Source organism: Myroides sp. 1354 (assembly GCF_030324495.1).
Lineage (GTDB): Bacteria > Bacteroidota > Bacteroidia > Flavobacteriales > Flavobacteriaceae > Flavobacterium.
This window is the reverse complement of the sequence record NZ_JACAGN010000003.1, coordinates 19,634-38,360: the sequence shown is the minus strand read 5'-3', so window position 1 is coordinate 38,360 and position 18,727 is coordinate 19,634. Positions and strand designations below refer to the sequence as shown.

The window sequence follows — 18,727 nt, the reverse complement described above, 5'->3', positions numbered from 1 at the left end:
ACTTAGACAATCCCTTTTTTTGTATTAGATGTTTTGGCTTTTACCTTTTGACTATTTATCATTTGACTATACGTTGTTTCTTTTTAGAAGGGAGCAAAAAAAGCAGCGGAAGTAAGCCTGAGATTATTACAAAAATAATAAAATAAGATCCTAAACCTGCTGCATTGCCCAAAGCCGTTTGAATGGTTTGAAATTGCAGATAAAAGAGAATGACTAAGGTCGTAAGGTTTAGAACACGCATCATGCGCATGGCTTTGGTGTACTGTTCTTGGGTATTTTCTTCGGTTATTGTTGTTGGATAATTATACAAATGGGGTTTAGTTTGAAAGTAACGCAACAAAAGAAAAATCAAAAGAGCAATTCCCGCTAGCAGAAAAAGAGAAGCTTTGTGACCATAAGCATCAGGTTCTCCCACAGCATTAAAGTGGGTTGGGATGGTTTCTGGTAATGAAGCATAGTAAAATACTGTTATACCGAAAAAGGCAATCAATAAGAACAAACTAATTCCATCTAGACAACGATCAAGAGGGGTAGAAGTGATTTTTACAACTGGTTTTTGATTCATAGTTTGTAATTAGGTTAATAAAGTTAAATATAAACGTAATAAAATTAAGTTAAGTTTTAATAAAATTTAAAAGTAAGTATAATGTGCTTTTGAAATTAAATGAAAAATGAAGCTTTAATTATTGTATCTTAGAGAGCATTGAATAGTTGTTGTAATTTATTTCAGATATGCAAAAAATGATATCCTTTCTACTTCTTTTGGTTTTTGTTGGAACGTATTCTTCTTTGCAAGCCTATCCTATTTTTCCTCGAACACTGAGCGATGTGTATAAAGCAGCTGATCATGTGGTGTATGGAAAAGTAAAGAGGTTAATCGATGTTCTAATTCAAGCAGATGTTGATGGTATCCCTCCACCACCTATTTTGCATGATGGATTTGCTGTATTTACTATACAAGAGGAACTAAAAGGAACAAGTAACAAAACGGAAATTTATATTGCTACAGAGCATTCAGTCACTTGTCCTACACCTTTTTATTTTGTAGAAGGACAGGAATTACTTTTATTTTTACATAAGGATGGTAGTGAAGATTTCTATTGGACGCATGCAATGTCTTATGGAGGTAGAGAAGTTACACCAGAGGAATATCTTTTGTACAAAGAGAAACTTGTAGTTTTGCAAACTATTTTAGATTATAGCAATTCTGAGATTCAAGAAAAAGATTATATATCCTGGATGATTAGTTGTATTAAAGTTCCTTTGATGCATTGGGATGGCATTTTCGAATTACTCAATGAAAAAGAAGATGAAAATAGGAATATTGTGTCAAACCCTTATCCTTTGACAGAAGGTCAGAAAGGAGAACTACGTCAAATAATAATGGAAAGAGAGGAATTGATTAATGCCGATTTGCATCTAATCAACTATATAAAGAAAGAAAATGATCCTCAATTATTAATCTTTCTAACGATGAAATTTAAGACAACAATGTATTCACAATTTGATTATGTATTCACTAGTATGGCAACAAAATTGATTGCAGATTTATCTCAAAGAGAAGATTTAATTCAATTGAGTAAACAAATACAAGAGGCTTATTTTTCTAAAGAGGGCGAACAATTGGTTGAGAAATTTCAAGCATTATTATAAAATACTATTTTCTTCCTTCAAATAATGTTGATGCATTTTTTCCACGCGTTTGGCAATCTGTCGTTGCAGATGACGAGGAGAAAGAACGACAATCGCTTCTCCAAAACCTAAAATTTCGCGTTCTAATTCAAAATTGAGTACTACATCTAAGCGAATTTTCATTCCCTTTTCATTTTCCTCTATCAATTGTTGTGAACTGTGTAAGGGTTTAGTCTTCACATAAGGCGCATGATATTGATTGACCCAGAGAATCACTTTTTGCGCGCGATCCTGTTCCGTTTTGGTTACACCTAAGGTATCTTCAAAGTAACGATCAAAATTAACCCCTTGATATTCTTTGTACGGTTCATTGAGAAGGGTATGTACGTTGACAATTCGATCCAAAGCCAAAGTAAGGAGATGACGCCCTTTACTCGCTCTAGTAACCAAAAACCAACGGTTGCGATACTCTTTCAGCAAATAAGGATAATAGAACTGTTTAGAAGCCTCTTTGGATTTAAACGATTTGTATTCGATTAACAAGGTTTGCTTGTTCTTAATCGCTTCGTACAACGGACTAATAAACTTAATTCCCTTCAACAACGGATTGCCTTCCATCTGAATGTAATTCGGTGCTTGTGTACTACGCGTCAATAAACTATTGTCTAACTTGGCAATGACCTCACTCATCTCATCCACTTGGCTAAATCCATTGAGGTGTTTTAGAATTGAAACCACCTCTTTGAGCTTTTCCATATCCGCGTCGTTAATAGGCGAATTTTTGATGCTGTACTGTGGATCTTCATACGTATAATACTTTCGATCTACTACAATAATAGGAGCGTTATAGCCCAAACTATCACTGCGCATAGTTTGTAGGTCCATCTGAATGGTGCGTTTACTGATACCACTATCAATGCCTTCATATTCGTATAATCCATCAGCTACCTTTTCGATTAGGTCATTCAACGTCCATTTTCTGAATCGATTCTGTAAACAATCGTCTATAATGCGGTAGCGCAAAAGCGCTAGTTTGTTTGTTGCCATTGATTTTTTTGTCTATTCCCTGTTCAAATATAGTGCATTTGAGATTAAGCTGCGCAATATACTTGCGTACTTAGAATTTTTTCGAAAAAACATTAATTGTAATTAGCTGTTATATAGTATTTTGAAAAATATTTTTCATTTATTTTTTAGTGCGTAGATAGCTTGCGTACTTAGGGGTGCATCTTTGTACTGTTCGAAAGATACAAACCTCGGAAGCGTTTCTGTATAGCGCGGAAGTAAGGCACAATCGTTCCCCTTATCCTGTTTGTATGTAGAGAAAAATGAGGTTCGACTCCTCACATTCGCTTCGGTGAATGACTAGTGGTTTAGTTACGTTATTTGGGTCGTAGGTTCGAATCCTACTATTGCAGTAGCAATATAACTCAGTTGGTTAGAGTAAAATAGCAATTGCCTCAAAAGCAATCTTTGGTGAAGAAGGAGAACTTCAATAAAAAATCTCCTCCATAAAAAAGTTCAGTCAACTCGTGTTTCTGTTTTTAGACGTCCTTCTCTAGAGAAAGACAATCAAAAACACTTTGTCAAAGCCTGTAAAAACAAGTGAGACGATAAAAAGAGAAAGAGGGAGACTATAGGGTGAATCACTTGCTAGCTGAGGGATTCCAGACTATAGACCAAATCATTCGATTTTTGAGTCAACTTCTTTTTCCGCCGACCACAAAGGAAGCCGAGTTCGATCTGTTCTTTATACAAATGACATAAAAAATAAAAAAAATAGAAAATGAAAAAGTTACAAGTAAAAACCAATCACGTAGCCCTTGTGTTTAACCAAGGAGAATTGCAAAAAGTATATACTGCTGGTCAGTATTGGCTGTGGGGAAATAAAGAAATCATTGAATACAACCAATCGGAACTATTTCCAATGCGTCGCGATATGGATGCCTTGTTGAAAAATGAACAGCTATTGGGGCTATTGGATATCGTGGATGTAATGGATGATGAAATCATTGTAGTATACAAAAACAAGGTGTTCTATACGGTATTTTCCGCAGGACGTTATATCTTTTGGAAAGATACAAACATCTATTCATTTGAACGTTATCAAACAACGGCCTTAGAGGTGCCAACATCAATTGCTAGAAACATCAGAACCAAAGGCAATATGTTAAACTTCTTGCGTATGTACACCGTTGGAGCAAATGAAAAGGGCTTGCTGTTTGTCGATGAACAATTTCAGGGTATCTTGAATGCTGGGGACTACTGCTATTGGAAAAACGAGAGTAAAGTGCAAATCATCTTTGTTGATGTACGTCAGCAAAGTATGGATATGAATGGGCAGGAAATCTTAACCAAAGACAAAGTGCAATTGCGCATTAATTTCAATATCGTTTATCAAGTACAAAATATGTTAACGGCCTATGTGGAAAACAAAGAAGTGGAGAAACAAATGTACAATGCCATTCAACTGATGCTGAGAGAAAAAATAGGACGTTTGTCTTTTGACGAGCTAATGGAGAACAAAGAGAATGTCTCTCAAGCCATTTTGGAAGCGGTACAAGAAGAAATCGCAGCTTTAGGTATTGCTTTGAAAACTTGTGGCATCAAAGATATTATCCTGCCAGGGGATATTCGAGAGATTATGAATCAGGTATTGATTGCCGAGAAAAAAGCGCAAGCAAACATGATTACGAGACGAGAAGAAACAGCCGCTACTCGTAGCTTGCTGAATACAGCGAAATTGATGGAGGAAAATGAGATGCTGATGCGATTGAAAGAAATGGAGTATATTGAAAAAATTGCTGATAAAGTTGGAGAAATTAGCCTATCAGGTGGCGGAAATGTATTGAAACAATTGAAAGAGGTATTTGGGAGGTAGTTAACGGTTATCAGTTATCGTTATCAGTTATCATAACCCATAACTCATAACCGATAACCCATAATCCATAACCCATAATCCATAACCGATAACCGATAACCGATAACCGATAACCCATAACTGATAACCCATAACTGATAACCGATAAAAAAATGAAAACAATCATACAGAAAAAGATAAAAGAAATAGAGGCAGTATATGACATACAAGTGTTGTACGCCTGTGAATCGGGAAGTCGAGCTTGGGGATTTGCTTCTGTAGATAGCGATTACGACGTGCGTTTGATCTATAAAAGAAAAAAAGAAACGTATTTAAGCGTTGTTGAAACACAAGATTTTTTACAGTTGCCAATAGATGAAGTATGGGATTTTAATGCTTGGGATTTAAAAAAAGTATTGAAATTAGTATTTCAGTCTAATACCACGATATTTGAATGGATTCAATCTCCCATAGTTTACAGAGAAACAGCTGGTTTTAAAAAAGAGTTAGAGGTATTGTGTCAGCAATTTTATTGTCAACAAACACATACGCATCACTATTTAGGATTGGCAAAGAAAAAGATGGAAGCAATGAAGGAGAACCAAGTCAAATACAAAACATTGTTCTATATTCTCCGCGCCTTGTTGTCGGCAAAATGGAATGCACAACACGGTTCAATTGCTCCAATGGAATTCAAACCTCTATTGGAGTTAGTTGAAGATCCCGTTTTAAAAAAGGATATTCTTCAGTTAATGGAAGAAAAAGCAAAGGCAACAGAACAAGATTTTTATACTTGGAAAGTTACATTGAAAAAGTATGTTAGTGACTTATATGTTGATTTGGCTCGAGTTCAAGTGCAGAAAAAAAAGGGCACGTTTGAGGTAGAACGATTAAATGAATTTTTTAGAAAGGAGGTAAACCTATGACAATTGAAGAAATGAAAAAACGTGGACTTTTACTGTTTGAATGCATCAGTGGGAGTCGAGCCTATGGATTAGCAACTCCAGATTCGGATACGGATATTCGAGGTGTGTTTTACTTGCCAAAAGAACAATTTTTTGGATTGAATTATATCTCCCAAATCAGCAATGAAACCAATGATATTGTGTATTATGAATTGGGACGCTTTATGGAGTTGTTGAGTAAGAGTAATCCCAGCATCTTAGAATTGTTAGCTACTCCAAAGGAGTTTATCTTGTATAAACATCCGTTAATGGAAAAAGTGAAGTTGTCCGATTTCTTGTCTAAACTAGCCAAAGATGCATTTGCAGGATATGCAATGACTCAAATAAAGAAGGCAAAGGGGTTGAATAAAAAAGTGTTTAATCCGATAGATAAGAAGCGCAAGGAGTTGTTGGATTTTTGTTATGTATTAGAAGCAGATCAAACCGTGCATTTAAAAACGTGGTTGATGGCTCATTCAAAACAACAGAACGCTTGTGGATTAGTAAAGATGAATCATGCAAAAGATGTTTATGCGCTGTTTTATGATGCAGTAGGAGATAAAGGATACAAGGGAATTGTGCGTTCAGCCCAAGCGAATCAAGTAAGTGTAAGTAGTATTTCCAAAGATGAAGAAATACTAGCGTACCTCTTATGCAAGGAGGATGAGTATTCCATACACTGTAAACAGCATAAAGAATATTGGGATTGGGTGGAAAAACGAAACGATGCTCGATACCAAAATACGATTAGTCACACGGGAGGATATGATAGCAAAAATATGATGCATACCATCCGATTGATGTTGACTGCAAAAGCGATTTTCGAATGGAACACAATCCAAGTATGGACTCCGCATCGAGAGGAATTATTGAAGATAAAAGCAGGAGATTATAGTTATGAGGAGCTTTTAGAAAAAGTAACTCAACTCAATGAAGAAATAGAAGCACTAGAAGCTCATTCTGATTTGCCAGATCAACCCGATATCGCATTTGTAGAAAAGATGTTAGTTGAAATGAGAATGGAGTTATATGGTTAACAGTTGACGGTTGACAGTTTTACCGATAACTCATAACAGATAACAGAAGAAAATGAAAGAAAATACAACAATAAACGGAAACGATTTAATAGCCTTAGGATACCCACAAACTAAATTATTGGGTATAGCCTTAAAGGCAAATAAAAAGAGAACAGGGCTAACAAAAATAGAAATGTTAGCCCATTACAAAATGGTGTTGGATAATGCCGAAGATTACATCAACCATAAGATATTTGGAAAACTAGCAACCGCTATTATCGAAGGCGTTGGTCAGCGAGAAGTAGAAGATGTAATTCCCTTGAGAGAAGAAGCAGTGGATTATAGTGTTTATGGCGCTCAGCATATTGAAGAAGGAGCCATCCGACAAATGCAAACCGCAGTAAAATTACCTGTGGCTGTTGCAGGGGCTTTAATGCCCGATGCTCATCAGGGGTATGGATTGCCAATTGGAGGGGTATTAGCCACAGAACATGCGGTGATTCCCTATGGTGTAGGAGTGGATATTGGATGTCGAATGGCGCTGTCTATTTTTGATATCAAGGGAGTAGAGTTCTACGGAATGGAGGCCTTGTTAAAAGAACAATTAATCAAGCATACCAAGTTTGGAGCGGGACATGGATTTCATGGACAATATAAAGCTCAACATGCTATTTTAGATCGCGGGGAGTTCAATTTGAACCCCTTCATCAAGAATTTACAAGACAAAGCATGGGCTCAATTGGGGTCTTCTGGAGGAGGAAATCACTTTGTAGAATGGGGATTAATGGAATTTATGGAACGCGATGAGGTTTTGAATATTGAAAAGGGAACCTATTTAGCCTTGTTGACTCATTCAGGATCCCGAGGAATGGGGGCCATGATTGCTGGACGCTATACCCAAATTGCCAAAGACCAATGTAAGTTGCCTCATGAAGCGCAAAATTTAGCTTATTTGGATTTGAATTCAGAAGCTGGACAAGAATATTGGACTTTGATGAATTTGGCTGGTGACTATGCTTCTGCTTGTCACGAGGTGATTCACGATAAATTGACCAAAGCCATTGGAGCAGAAGTACTCGCGAAAATTGAGAACCACCATAACTTTGCTTGGAAGGAAATGTACCAAGGAAAAGAAGTGATTGTACACCGTAAAGGAGCTACACCTGCGAGTAAAGGAGTAATGGGAATTATCCCGGGATCCATGACTGCACCTGGGTTTTTGGTGAGAGGAAAAGGAGAAGAAGAGGCACTAAACTCAGCCTCCCATGGAGCAGGACGACAGATGAGTCGAACACAAGCCATCAAAACGCTAAAATCAAGCGATATTAAGGCTGTTCTACAAGATCACGGCGTAGAACTCATCGGAGCAGGAAAAGATGAAGCACCGATGGCGTATAAAGATATTCACCAAGTGATGGCCGCACAAGGAAACTTAGTGGACGTGGTAGCAATGTTTACACCCAAAATTGTCCGTATGGCCGATGATGGAAGTAGAGAGGATTGAGGTGGTTTACGGTTGTTCGTTGATTGTTGTTTGTTGGTGGTTGTTTGTTGATGGTTGTTTGTTGATGGTTGTTTGTTGATGGTTGTTTGTTGATTGTTGTTTGTTGATTGTTGTTTGTTGATTGTTGTTTGTTGATTGTTGTTGGCGTGACAAACGACCGTCAACAATCAACAAACCTCACAAAGAGCAAACTTCACAAAGAGCAAACTTCACAAAGTACAAATCGTAGCGTAGCGTAGATTCATCGAATACCAATAAAAAAATATAAACTAAATGAGATAAACCTCACAAAGAAACTCATTTCTCAATTCGTTTGTTTTAATTTAGCGTGCTTATTTAAAATGGCAAAGTAATCAAAACGAAATGATGATGAATAATAAGAATGAAACCCTTTGGATTGCACATCCCCTTGTTTTAGAAGGAGAGCACATTCGACTTATTCCCTTGGAGGTTGAACACTTAGAAGAGTTATATCAAAAAGCAGCGGATCGAAAGCTGTGGGAATTAGTTCCAACGGATTGTTCTCAACGAGAAACTTTTTTTGAGAAATATACCCAAGCCCTAGCTGCAAGAGATAAGGGAATTCAATATCCCTTTGTTATTCAACATAAAAAAAATGGTGAGTTTATTGGTTCTACTCGTTTTTTTGAAATGTATGAAGCAGACAAAAAATTAGAAATAGGTTGGTCGTGGATTACACAAGAATATTGGGGAACCGCGGTTAATTTAGAAAGTAAACTATTGTTGATGACTTATTGCTTTGAAGTACTAGGCGTAAATCGCGTCCAATTAAAAACAAAGGATACCAACATTCGATCGCGCAAAGCGATAGAAAAGATAGGAGGAGTGTTTGAAGGTATTTTGAGAAAAGATAAAATACAAGCTGATGGCACAACGCGCAATGCCGCTTATTACAGTATTTTAGATACAGAATGGGAAGCAGCTAAAGGAAAAATCAATCGATTGATTCTCGAAAGAAAATAAGGGAAAGGGATGCATAATAGCATCCCTTTCCTCTTTATCTCACCTAAAAAAAGGTACTTCGATTTATTAGGCACATGACCCTGTGCCCCTACAATTTCCCCTCTCTTCTTTCCTCTTTCCTCTTTCTATTAATTCAAATAAGTGATCATAGCCTCATCTTGATCTGCAGCTTTTTGATAAGCTGTACGGAGAACTTGGAGATTATCATGGATGTATTCCCATAAATCCTCAGCGTCTTCTCCCGCCCAAAAAGAAGGGTAAATATCGTGTTCTTCACATAAAGCAGGTGAAAAGCGTTTTTTTATTTCTTCATTTGTTAGTTGAGTTAAGGTCTGATTGAGTTCTTTTACCTCATCAGCAGTGAGGTATCTCGCCGGGCCATACCCCACATCTTGATTCTCGTCTAAGGTGTGTTTCCCGAAGATTAAACCCGCCATAGGGTGATCTTCAAATTCGTCTTTTGTTTCACCTAAAAGAAAGGCCAATACATGCCATGATTTATCTAAATCAACCATCGCCTCATCTGTATCGTCGTATTCTTTGTAAATGCGATCTTCAAATAATTGACTATCGGCTTGGTAACGCGCTAAGTCTGCTTGTGAAACACGAAGCAAATTGCCTATCATACTCATCGTTTATGTTTTTTAGTAGTGATAAAGATAAGAGAAATAACCTTCCTTTTTTATCCCCAATTTTGGCTAAATGCATCCAGTAAAAGAGCATAGCGATCGGGATGTAAATCGTGTCCCATATGCTCAATTAACATCAATTTTGCTTGTGGAATAGCGGCTTGTAAATCCAAGGCGTGTTCCTGAGGGAAGATGGGATCAAGCGTTCCATGCATAATAATCACCGGACAACTAATGCCTTGCGCAATAGTTGGAGTATAAGGGGTAAATCCAACAGCCGCTACGTGGAAGAGGGTTTGGTTAGGCTTTTCATTGCGGCGATAATCCTCCTCAATCAGTGCAATTTCTTCTGCATCGTTTAACGGTAAATCAGTACTCGAAATGCGTTTGGTGAAGGCCAATCGCGTTTGAAGGTGGTCTTCTTTCGCATTGAAATAAGACGGAAGTGGTGTCATCATTTGTTGCATGACCACAGGATCCGTTTGCGGTAGTGTTGGGTTCAAGGAAGTTGACATAATAATCACCAAAGACAATATACGTTCTTTATACTTACTCCCTAAAATTTGAGCGACAATTCCTCCCATTGAACGCCCCATAATATGTGCTTGTTCAATGTGAAGGTAATCCAATAAATCAATGGCATCTTGGGCTAAATCGTATAAAGAATAAAAAGGCGCTTCTATTTTTCCTGTTTGCAAGGCAGCCATGAGTTCCCCCGGATGACTCAAGTTTGGTGTACTAAAGGTAGAACAACCCGTATCCCGATGATCGTATCGGATGACATAAAAGCCACGTTGGACCAACTGTTGACAAAAATCAACCGTCCATCGCGTCATGGAAGTCCCTAAACCGCCAATTAGCAGTACACAGGGATTTGCAGAAGAACCGAAATCTTCATAGCAAAGGGTTAGGTGTGGGGTTTGTATGTGTTTCATTTCGTTCGTTGTTTGTTGTTTGTTGTTCGTTGTTTGTTGTTCGTTGTTTGTTGTTCGTTGTTTGTTGTTCGTTGTTTGTTGTTTGTTGTTCGTTGTTTGTTGTTCGTTGTTTGTTGTTCGTTGTTTGTTGTTTGTTGTTTGTTGTTTGTTGTTCGTTGTTTGTTGTTTGTTGTTTGTTGTTGAGATGATGAAATCGGAACGCAGTGAAAATCGAAACGCAGTGAAAATCGAAACGCAGTGAAAATCGAAACGCAGTGAAGATTCATCGAACTCCAAAACAAAATATAAACCCTGTGAGATATATTCATCGAACACCAAAATCAATATAAACTAGGTGAGATAGACGTTGAGGTTGTGATTAAGGAACGAACGATCTTCTTTCAAAACATCTACCGTTAACTGTTAACCGATAACAGTTAACTAATTCAAATTCGGGTTTTCCGGTGCGTTAGACCAGATGCGAAAGTCTTTACCAAGTGTTTGCATGGCTTGTTTCCAGTAAGATTTTGTTGCTTGTTCAAAGAGATTGAAAGGGAGTGAAGGTGTTTTTACCCAATGTTGATTGGCTAATTCCATTTCCAGTTGTCCATTGTCCCAACCAGCGTATCCCATAAAAAAACGAACATCTAAATGGGTAAGCAGTCCCATTTCAATGTGGTGAAAAATAGCATTAAAATCACCTCCCCAATACAGCTGATCTGTGATGGCAATACTGTCTGGAATTAGATCAGGGCATTTGTGAATACAAAACAAGCGATCGGATTCAACAGGACCTCCGTGATAAACGGTAAATGCACCATTGCTTTCGGGTACTAATTCGCTTAATAAATAAGGGGTAGGTTTGTTTAAAATAAACCCCATACAGCCATCAAGATTGTGATCGGTTAATAAGATGACAGATTGATTGAATTCTAAATCTGTAGGGTTGTATGCAGAGGGAAGTGCTATTAAATAATCTCCTTTATTAATCTCGTGTTTTGTCATAACAATAAGGCATAAAAAAAAAGTCTCATTATACAATATAATAAGACTTTTTTAATTTTTTACTATTTTGATCTGTTTATATTACATAAACAAAGTCAGTAACTACTTGTTTACAGATCCTTCTAACTCAGATCCAGCTTTAAATTTAACTACTTTTTTAGCAGCAATTTTGATTGTTTTTCCAGTTTGAGGATTTCTTCCTTCTCTAGCCGCTCTTTCAGATACTGACCATGAACCGAAACCTACCAATGAAATTTTGTCTCCTTTAGCTAATGTAGATTCAACGTTAGATAAGAAAGATTCTAAAGCTTTTTTAGCTGCAACTTTACTGATCTCTGCATCTTTTGCGATAGCATCAATTAATTCTGTTTTGTTCATAATAATTTTTTTTAAAGGTTAACTTTATTAACGTTCTTATTACAAATTTAGGGTTATAAAGTTATAAAACAAGCTTTTTGTAAAAAAAAAACGCAGGGCAATATCTTTTTTTGTGTTAAGGTTCTATGTGAAGTATTCCTTTGAAGGGAAATGAGTTATAAAACGATAGTGTTTTCGCTAAATTTTTGCCCATTTAATACTTCATTTACCAGCATCATTTTCTTGCCTGGTAGCTGTAATTTGACCACATTTAAGAAGCCGTTTTGCACGGCAATTTGAATGGTTTTCTTTGTTGTAATTACTTGACCGATAGGTAGTTGATGTTCTTCTTTTTCAAAGTCCGCTTCGTATATTTTGATGTTCCATTCTTGCTGTGCGTCTCGATCTTCTAACATACACCAGGCTGCAGGATAAGGGCTTAAACCTCGGATAAGTTGTTCAATCTCAAGGCCTGTTTTAGAAAAATCAATTTTGCAATTGTCTCGATTCAATTTATAGGCCGTTTTCGTGTCTTCAGCAGGTTGATGAACCACTTTTACGTCTCCTTTTTGAATTAACTCCAATGTTTCAACCACAGTTTCAGCACCTAAAATCATCAAACGGTCGTGAAGTTCACCAGCAGATTCCTTTGTTCCAATAGCCGTTTCTTTCTTTAAAATGATCGCTCCAGTGTCAATTTTTTCGTCAATGAAGAAAGTGGTAACACCTGTTTTCGTTTCTCCATTGATAATGGCCCAGTTAATGGGAGCAGCCCCACGATAGTCTGGTAGTAAGGAGGCATGTAGATTAAACGTTCCCAAAGCGGGCATTTGCCATACCGCTGCAGGTAACATTCTAAACGCAACGACTACTTGTAGATTCGCCTGATAAGAAGCTAATTCCTCCAAAAAAGCTTCCTCTTTTAAGTTTGTCGGTTGTAAAATAGGAAGTTGTTTGTCTAATGCATATTCTTTAACAGCAGAATACTTTAATTTTTGACCTCTCCCTGCAGGTCGATCGGGTGCCGTAATCACAGCGACAATATTGAAGTTATGTTGATACATCGCATCGAGAATTCCAACTGCAAAGTCAGGGGTTCCCATAAATATGATACGTAAGTCTTTCATTATAATAAAATATATTGATTTTTGTTATTTAATTTAATTTTTTGTTGCTCAGATAACTGCTGTAAAATTACGATAATGTCTTGCATCTCAAGAGATAAATCGGTTTCTAGTTCAGCAATAGAGGCTGCTTGTTTGCGTTGTAAGTACAGAATAATATGTTCTCTTTTCTCAGTTAAGTGATGAAGCGATTGCTGTCGATTCGCTTGCAAACAAGTTGAACAACTGCCACAGTTTCGCTCTAAGGTTTCATTGAAATAATGTAAAATAATTTTATTCTTACAAATATCGTCATTTTGTGCGTAAAAGTACATGGCGCGATATTGTTCGATTTTGAGCTTATTCTGTTGTTCTAAGAACGGAAAGGTTCTGTAAATTGTTTTATCCTCTTCCCAAGCTTCGAGAAAGGTAATTTCTAAGTCGTGTTCTTCAGGTGTAAAGATACACAATTCTTCTTGATGCCATAGTTGTAAGCATTCTTGTATATACAATATGGGTTCGCCTACTTGTTCGCTGATAAAAGCCAAGTTAATAGGTGTTTGGTATTCGTGTATCCCTGGATAGTGTCGGATAATTTGAAGTAAGACGTTTTCTTGTCGTTCATTTTCATAGACGTAATCCAATAATTCACTGCTACTCACGGTGAATTGAACCTGTGTTTTGTTGTTTGAATTTGGGGTTAACTTACAAATCCCTTGGCGATCTAGGAATTGAAGGGCATTGTACGTTAACGTATAAGGAAATTTATAATGTACGCAAAATTGATTGAAACTAAATGAATAGGATGTATTATAACCTTCACCTAGCCCAATGCTCAAATAATTGTTGAGCTTGCGATAAACGAGTTTTAAAAAATTTTTGTCAAAGAGGTTGTCTTTGGTCCACTCTTCAACTGATTTCGGTTCATTTGGAGCAACGAGTAAAGAAGCAAAGGCTTTGGCTTCATCTCGACCTGCTCGACCTGCTTCTTGGTAGTAATTTTCTAAGTTTTCCGGAATCTGCAAATGAATAACATTGCGTACATTCTTCTTGTCAATTCCCATTCCAAAGGCATTTGTAGCCACCATAATAGGGGTTTTCTCCGAAACCCAATCGTCCAATCGTTTCTTTTTTTCAAACGTATTAAGTCCTCCGTGGAAAAAACTTGTTTTGAAATTCTTTTGATTTAACTGTTGAGCCAATAGTTGGGTTTCTTTTCTACTGCGCACGTAAATAATCGTTGGAAAGGGATTCTTTTGAAGAATTCGCTCAACGATCATTTCTTTGTTTTCCACAGGGTATACCCCATAGATTAGGTTACTGCGATAAAAACTCTTTTTGAATAGCGCAACATCGTTCAGTTCTAGATTGGTGCAAATATCTTGGATGACGCGTTCATTGGCAGATCCCGTTAAAGCAATAATAGGAGCATGAGGAAATAGCTTGCGCAACTGGTTTATCTTGAGATAAGCAGGTCGAAAATCATGTCCCCATTGCGAGATACAATGCGCTTCGTCTACAGCGATTAAGCTTATTTTTAAATTTTCAATGCGCTCCAATAACCAGGTTTGTTCCAATCGCTCTGGAGAGAGATAGAGTAATTTATATTCACCGTAAAGGCAGTTGTCCAATATGGCGTCAATATCCGTTAGCGAAGTACCGCCAATAATCGCGGCTGCTTTAATACCCAAGGTATTTAAATTATTGACTTGATCTTGCATTAATGCAACCAGAGGAGAAATAACCAAACAAGTGCCCGGTAGGAGGAGAGCTGGAATCTGAAAACAGATGCTCTTTCCGCCACCCGTGGGCAACAAAGCAAAGGTGTCTTTTCCTTCTAAAACAGATTCGATAATGGCTTCTTGTGGTTCACGAAAAGAACTGTGTTTCCAATAGTGTTGAAGTAAATCGATCGGTTTTTTAGTCATTGAAACGGAAATTTTGCTTTCGACTAAGGTAGTCAAAAATGTAAAAAGGATTGCAACCACAATCCTTTTTTATGTTATACGCGTTCTAAGATAAATTCTACTCTTTTGGCGATGGTTTCTCGAGGTACTTCAATCAAATCATAACCGTAACTTTTATAGGTATCAACCAAGTAACGGTGAATTAAGTTTGCTTGTTCAAAAGATTCATAACGCTGATCATCACTGATATAAATGTTTTCCCACGGCGGTAATAAGAAAATCTGGTGATACAAGTGATTTTTACACGCTAAGTCAAAGCTCTCAGGATAAGCATCTCCTTTGTAATGCATATACGCTAGTACATCGGGAATCCCACGGTCAATAAAAACAATTGGTGCATCTTCTTCAACTGCACTCTTGTGTTGATCAATTCTACCTTCTAGTAAAAGTTGACTAAATAACAGCGGTTCTGTTAAGAAAAGTTGATCAATTCCTTTCTCTTGTGCTTTCTTTGTAACCTCTCTTGATATTTCAGGATAACAGGTATATCCCTTCTCAATTAATTCATTGATTATGGTTGTTTTACCAGATCCTGGGCCACCGATTATTAAAACGAGTTTTGTATTCATTTCTACTAAAAAAATAAGAAAGGGGCAAAAGTAGCACAAAAAGTCGGGATAACATGAGGTTTCCGAGATTCTTTATTATTAAGAGAAGGTTAAAATGGAGACAGTACACATAACGTAGGGGCACAGGGATCCTGTGCCTAATAAAAAGAAGTATTTTTTTAAATGAGATAGGGGATACACATAACGCAGGGGCACAGGGATCCTGTGCCTAATAAAAAGAAGTATTTTTTTAAATGAGATAGACGGTACACATAACGTAGGGGCACAGGATCCTGTGCCTAATAAAAAAAAGTATTTTTTTAAATGAGATAGACAGTACACATAACGTAGGGGCACAGGGATCCTGTGCCTAATAAAAAGAAGTATTTTTTTAAATGAGATATATTCATCGAATACTAAAAATAAATATGAACCTGATGAGATAGAGAGGGGAAGAAAAACGTACTGATTTCCTCTCTCCCTTTTCCTCTTTCCAATACACTATTTCCCAATCAAAATACGTATATTTGCATCAAAACAAGGTATGGATACTAAGACGAAAGAATTTTACGAAAGCTTGAAAGAAAAGCTAGAGTTTGAGAGAACTTGGCCGAATGAATATTTATTCAAATTTATTGTTCCCGCAGAAGAGAGTAAGATTGCACAAATCGAGCGTGCTTTTGATGGAATGAATCCCGTAATTAACTTCAGAAATTCAAGTAAAGGTACTTTTACTAGTGTATCGATAAAAGTGCATATGCCTAGTGCGCAAGCTATCGTTGATAAGTATATTGAATTATCGACAATTGAAGGGTTATTATCGCTGTAAAAATTGCTTTATCCTAGAAAGTTTTATATTTTTATAGCTCAGGCAGATAGCCAAACTTTGTAAACACCAATTAGATGAAATTTAACTCCGCAGAAGCAGTAACACACTTAGGCTATAATACAGCCACCAATAAATTAGTAATCCCAGATTATGGCCGTCATCTTCAGATAATGATTGAACAAATCACTTTGATGGAAGATAACGATGAGCGAAATAAAGCGGCAAATTACGCTATTCGCGTGATGGGGGATATGAACCCACATTTACGTGATGTGCCTGATTTTCAACATAAGTTATGGGATCAGCTTTTTATGATTTCTGATTTTAAATTAAATGTGGATTGTCCTTTTCCTATTGCGACAAGAGAAACGGTGTATGCAAAACCAGAAGTTTTACCTTATCCTAAGAAACAATTGAATTATCGCTACTACGGCAATAACATCAAGAGTATGATTGAGGAAGCGTTAAAATTCGAAGAAGGTGAAATGAGAGATGCTTTGATTATTGTCATCGCTAATCACATGAAAAAAAGTTACTTAAGCTGGAATAAAGACAATGTGAAAGACGAGGTTATTTTCGAGCATTTGAGTGAACTTTCAGGAGGGAAAATTAATTTATCTAAACAAGAAGAGGAGTTGTCTACTACGGCAAACTTAATTCAGGTGAATCGAAAACAATCCAATAAAAGCAATTATTCGAACAACAATAACGCAAATAATTCGAATAATCAAAAAGGGAACAACAACAACAACAACAACAACAATAGCAACAAAAAGTATAGCAAGCACAATTATCAAGCAAAAGGTAAAAAGCAATGAGTACATTTAGAATTGAAGGAGGTCACCAATTAAAAGGTGAAGTACATGCACAAGGCGCTAAAAACGAGGCATTACAAGTGTTGTGTGCCGTGTTGTTAACCGATGAAAAAGTAGTAATTTCCAATATTCCAGATATTATTGATGTCAATAAATTAATTGAATTATTAGAATCTTTAGGTGTGAAAACCGAACGATTAGCTCCGAATAAGATGTCTTTTCAAGCGGATAATTTAAATCTGGATTACCTAACGTCAGAAGATTTTAAAGCAGGTGGAAAGGCTTTAAGAGGATCTATTATGATGGTGGGACCACTTTTAGGACGCTTTGGAAAAGGGTATATCCCAAAACCAGGAGGAGATAAAATTGGAAGACGCCGTTTGGATACTCACTTTGAAGGATTTATCAAGTTAGGTGCGACGTTTCGATACAATAGAGAAGAGCATTTCTACGGAGTTGAAGCAGAGCAATTGATTGGTGCTGATATGTTATTGGAAGAGGCTTCTGTTACAGGAACGGCTAATATTGTAATGGCGGCTGTCCTAGCAAAGGGAACAACGACAATATACAATGCAGCTTGTGAGCCTTATTTGCAACAGCTTTGCAAAATGCTAAATAGCATGGGAGCTAAAATCACAGGAGTTGGTTCGAATTTCTTGACCATTGAAGGAGTAGAGAGATTGTCAGGATGTGATCACCGTATCTTACCAGATATGATTGAAATCGGCTCTTGGATTGGATTAGCTGCTATGACTAAAAGTGAATTGACAATCAAAAATGTAGGATGGGAACATTTAGGTGTGATTCCAAATACATTCAGACGATTGGGGATTCAGCTAGAAAAAAGAGGAGATGATATCTACATTCCTGCTCATACGCAAGGATACGAAATACAAAGCTTTATCGACGGATCTATCTTGACCATTGCCGATGCGCCATGGCCAGGTCTAACGCCTGATTTATTGAGCGTTATCTTAGTAGTAGCAACCCAAGCAAGAGGAGAGGTGTTGATTCATCAAAAGATGTTTGAAAGCCGTTTGTTCTTCGTGGATAAATTAATCGATATGGGAGCGAAGATTATTCTTTGTGATCCACACCGAGCAGTGGTAATAGGACATGATTTTAAATCTCAATTGAAGGCAACTCGTATGTCTTCACCCGATATTCGCGCGGGAATCTCTTTGTTAATTGCTGCTTTATCAGCACAAGGAACTAGTGTGATTCAAAACATCGATCAAATTGATCGTGGATACGAAAGAATCGATGAGCGTTTACGTGCTTTAGGTGCGAAAATTGAACGTGTTGACGAATAGGTTAATGGAGAGAAGAAAGAGGAAATCGGAGCATAGCGTAGATTCATCGAACTCCAAAATAAAATAGTCATGCAGTGAGATAAAGAGGAGAGAAGAAAAATTAACAATAAAAAAAAGCTTGCGTTAAAAAACGCAAGCTTTTTTTTATTACAAATCTGTTTGTTGTGAGTTGATGAGGTGCGTAGGGACCAATGGCAATTGGTCTATGACATGATTAAATAATGAGGAATGGGAAAAAGAAAAAAAAATCTTATTTCAGGAAAATCACTTCAATCCGAGAATTTACTCCTCTCTCCTCTCTCTTCTT

General features: G+C 37.0%; 19 protein-coding genes. 9 read left to right on the top strand and 10 right to left on the bottom strand.

The annotated features are described in order from the left end of the window. Window positions 1-58: 58 nt before the first annotated feature. Entirely contained in the window at window positions 59-565 is a 507-nt protein-coding gene (locus HX004_RS04650; protein WP_286441168.1) for a DUF1648 domain-containing protein, read from the bottom strand. A 167-nt stretch (window positions 566-732) separates the two neighbouring features. Here HX004_RS04650 and HX004_RS04645 point away from each other — a divergent pair, with 167 nt between their 5' ends. Next, entirely contained in the window at window positions 733-1,653 is a 921-nt protein-coding gene (locus tag HX004_RS04645) for a hypothetical protein (protein WP_286441167.1), read from the top strand. On the opposite strand, the gene HX004_RS04640 is transcribed toward HX004_RS04645, so the two are convergent. Then, the gene (locus tag HX004_RS04640) at window positions 1,648-2,679 is read right to left on the bottom strand and encodes a helix-turn-helix transcriptional regulator (protein WP_286441166.1); all 1,032 of its coding nucleotides are present in this window, start codon (window positions 2,677-2,679) and stop codon (window positions 1,648-1,650) included. The genes HX004_RS04645 and HX004_RS04640 overlap by 6 nt on opposite strands. Before the next feature lie 739 nt (window positions 2,680-3,418). Between HX004_RS04640 and HX004_RS04635 the strand changes: the two genes are divergently transcribed. The 4 genes from HX004_RS04635 (at window position 3,419) to HX004_RS04620 (ending at window position 7,956) form a co-directional block, all read left to right on the top strand. After that, complete coding sequence (locus HX004_RS04635) at window positions 3,419-4,513, top strand: slipin family protein (protein WP_286441165.1); 1,095 nt, start codon at window positions 3,419-3,421, stop codon at window positions 4,511-4,513. A 152-nt stretch (window positions 4,514-4,665) separates the two neighbouring features. Then, window positions 4,666-5,418: a nucleotidyltransferase domain-containing protein gene (locus HX004_RS04630; protein WP_286441164.1), complete on the top strand. Its 753-nt coding sequence runs from the start codon at window positions 4,666-4,668 to the stop codon at window positions 5,416-5,418. Next, the gene (locus HX004_RS04625) at window positions 5,415-6,473 is read left to right on the top strand and encodes a nucleotidyltransferase domain-containing protein (RefSeq protein WP_286441163.1); all 1,059 of its coding nucleotides are present in this window, start codon (window positions 5,415-5,417) and stop codon (window positions 6,471-6,473) included. Before HX004_RS04630 ends, HX004_RS04625 begins: the two co-directional genes overlap by 4 nt. 52 nt (window positions 6,474-6,525) lie before the next feature. Then, entirely contained in the window at window positions 6,526-7,956 is a 1,431-nt protein-coding gene (locus tag HX004_RS04620; RefSeq protein ID WP_286441162.1) for an RtcB family protein, read from the top strand. A gap of 6 nt (window positions 7,957-7,962) precedes the next feature. On the opposite strand, the gene HX004_RS04615 is transcribed toward HX004_RS04620, so the two are convergent. Beyond that, complete coding sequence (locus HX004_RS04615; protein ID WP_286441161.1) at window positions 7,963-8,109, bottom strand: hypothetical protein; 147 nt, start codon at window positions 8,107-8,109, stop codon at window positions 7,963-7,965. Window positions 8,110-8,325: 216 nt separating this feature from the next. Here HX004_RS04615 and HX004_RS04610 point away from each other — a divergent pair, with 216 nt between their 5' ends. After that, a complete protein-coding gene (locus HX004_RS04610) occupies window positions 8,326-8,940 on the top strand; it encodes a GNAT family N-acetyltransferase (protein WP_286441160.1) in 615 nt (204 codons plus the stop codon). 128 nt (window positions 8,941-9,068) lie between these two features. Here HX004_RS04610 and HX004_RS04605 read toward each other — a convergent pair whose 3' ends face one another. The 7 genes from HX004_RS04605 to HX004_RS04575 all read right to left on the bottom strand — a co-directional run bounded on the left by HX004_RS04605 (window position 9,069) and on the right by HX004_RS04575 (window position 15,484). After that, window positions 9,069-9,572 carry a YfbM family protein gene (locus tag HX004_RS04605; protein ID WP_286441159.1) on the bottom strand — a complete coding sequence of 168 codons (504 nt, stop codon included), beginning with the start codon at window positions 9,570-9,572 and terminating at the stop codon, window positions 9,069-9,071. A gap of 50 nt (window positions 9,573-9,622) precedes the next feature. Next, window positions 9,623-10,780: an alpha/beta fold hydrolase gene (locus HX004_RS04600; protein WP_286441158.1), complete on the bottom strand. Its 1,158-nt coding sequence runs from the start codon at window positions 10,778-10,780 to the stop codon at window positions 9,623-9,625. Between the two features lie 144 nt (window positions 10,781-10,924). Further along, on the bottom strand, window positions 10,925-11,488 hold the full coding sequence (locus tag HX004_RS04595; protein WP_286441157.1) for a YqgE/AlgH family protein: 564 nt from the start codon (window positions 11,486-11,488) through the stop codon (window positions 10,925-10,927). Between the two features lie 102 nt (window positions 11,489-11,590). Further along, the gene (locus tag HX004_RS04590) at window positions 11,591-11,866 is read right to left on the bottom strand and encodes an HU family DNA-binding protein (RefSeq protein ID WP_002986040.1); all 276 of its coding nucleotides are present in this window, start codon (window positions 11,864-11,866) and stop codon (window positions 11,591-11,593) included. 155 nt (window positions 11,867-12,021) lie between these two features. After that, window positions 12,022-12,972: a methionyl-tRNA formyltransferase gene (gene fmt / locus HX004_RS04585; protein ID WP_286441156.1), complete on the bottom strand. Its 951-nt coding sequence runs from the start codon at window positions 12,970-12,972 to the stop codon at window positions 12,022-12,024. Further along, window positions 12,972-14,876 (bottom strand): RecQ family ATP-dependent DNA helicase, encoded by a 1,905-nt coding sequence (locus HX004_RS04580; RefSeq protein WP_286441155.1) that lies wholly within the window; start codon window positions 14,874-14,876, stop codon window positions 12,972-12,974. The genes fmt and HX004_RS04580 overlap by 1 nt, the downstream gene beginning before the upstream one ends. A gap of 74 nt (window positions 14,877-14,950) precedes the next feature. Next, on the bottom strand, window positions 14,951-15,484 hold the full coding sequence (locus HX004_RS04575; protein WP_286441154.1) for an AAA family ATPase: 534 nt from the start codon (window positions 15,482-15,484) through the stop codon (window positions 14,951-14,953). Window positions 15,485-16,007: 523 nt separating this feature from the next. On the opposite strand from HX004_RS04575, the gene HX004_RS04570 reads away from it, so the two are divergent. The 3 genes from HX004_RS04570 to murA all read left to right on the top strand — a co-directional run bounded on the left by HX004_RS04570 (window position 16,008) and on the right by murA (window position 18,420). Next, window positions 16,008-16,292 (top strand): DUF493 family protein, encoded by a 285-nt coding sequence (locus HX004_RS04570; protein WP_286441153.1) that lies wholly within the window; start codon window positions 16,008-16,010, stop codon window positions 16,290-16,292. Between the two features lie 74 nt (window positions 16,293-16,366). Continuing rightward, on the top strand, window positions 16,367-17,110 hold the full coding sequence (locus HX004_RS04565; protein WP_286441152.1) for a DUF4290 domain-containing protein: 744 nt from the start codon (window positions 16,367-16,369) through the stop codon (window positions 17,108-17,110). After that, window positions 17,107-18,420, top strand: coding sequence for a UDP-N-acetylglucosamine 1-carboxyvinyltransferase (gene murA, locus HX004_RS04560; RefSeq protein ID WP_286441151.1), 1,314 nt, complete (start codon window positions 17,107-17,109; stop codon window positions 18,418-18,420). The genes HX004_RS04565 and murA overlap by 4 nt, the downstream gene beginning before the upstream one ends. Window positions 18,421-18,727: the final 307 nt, after the last annotated feature.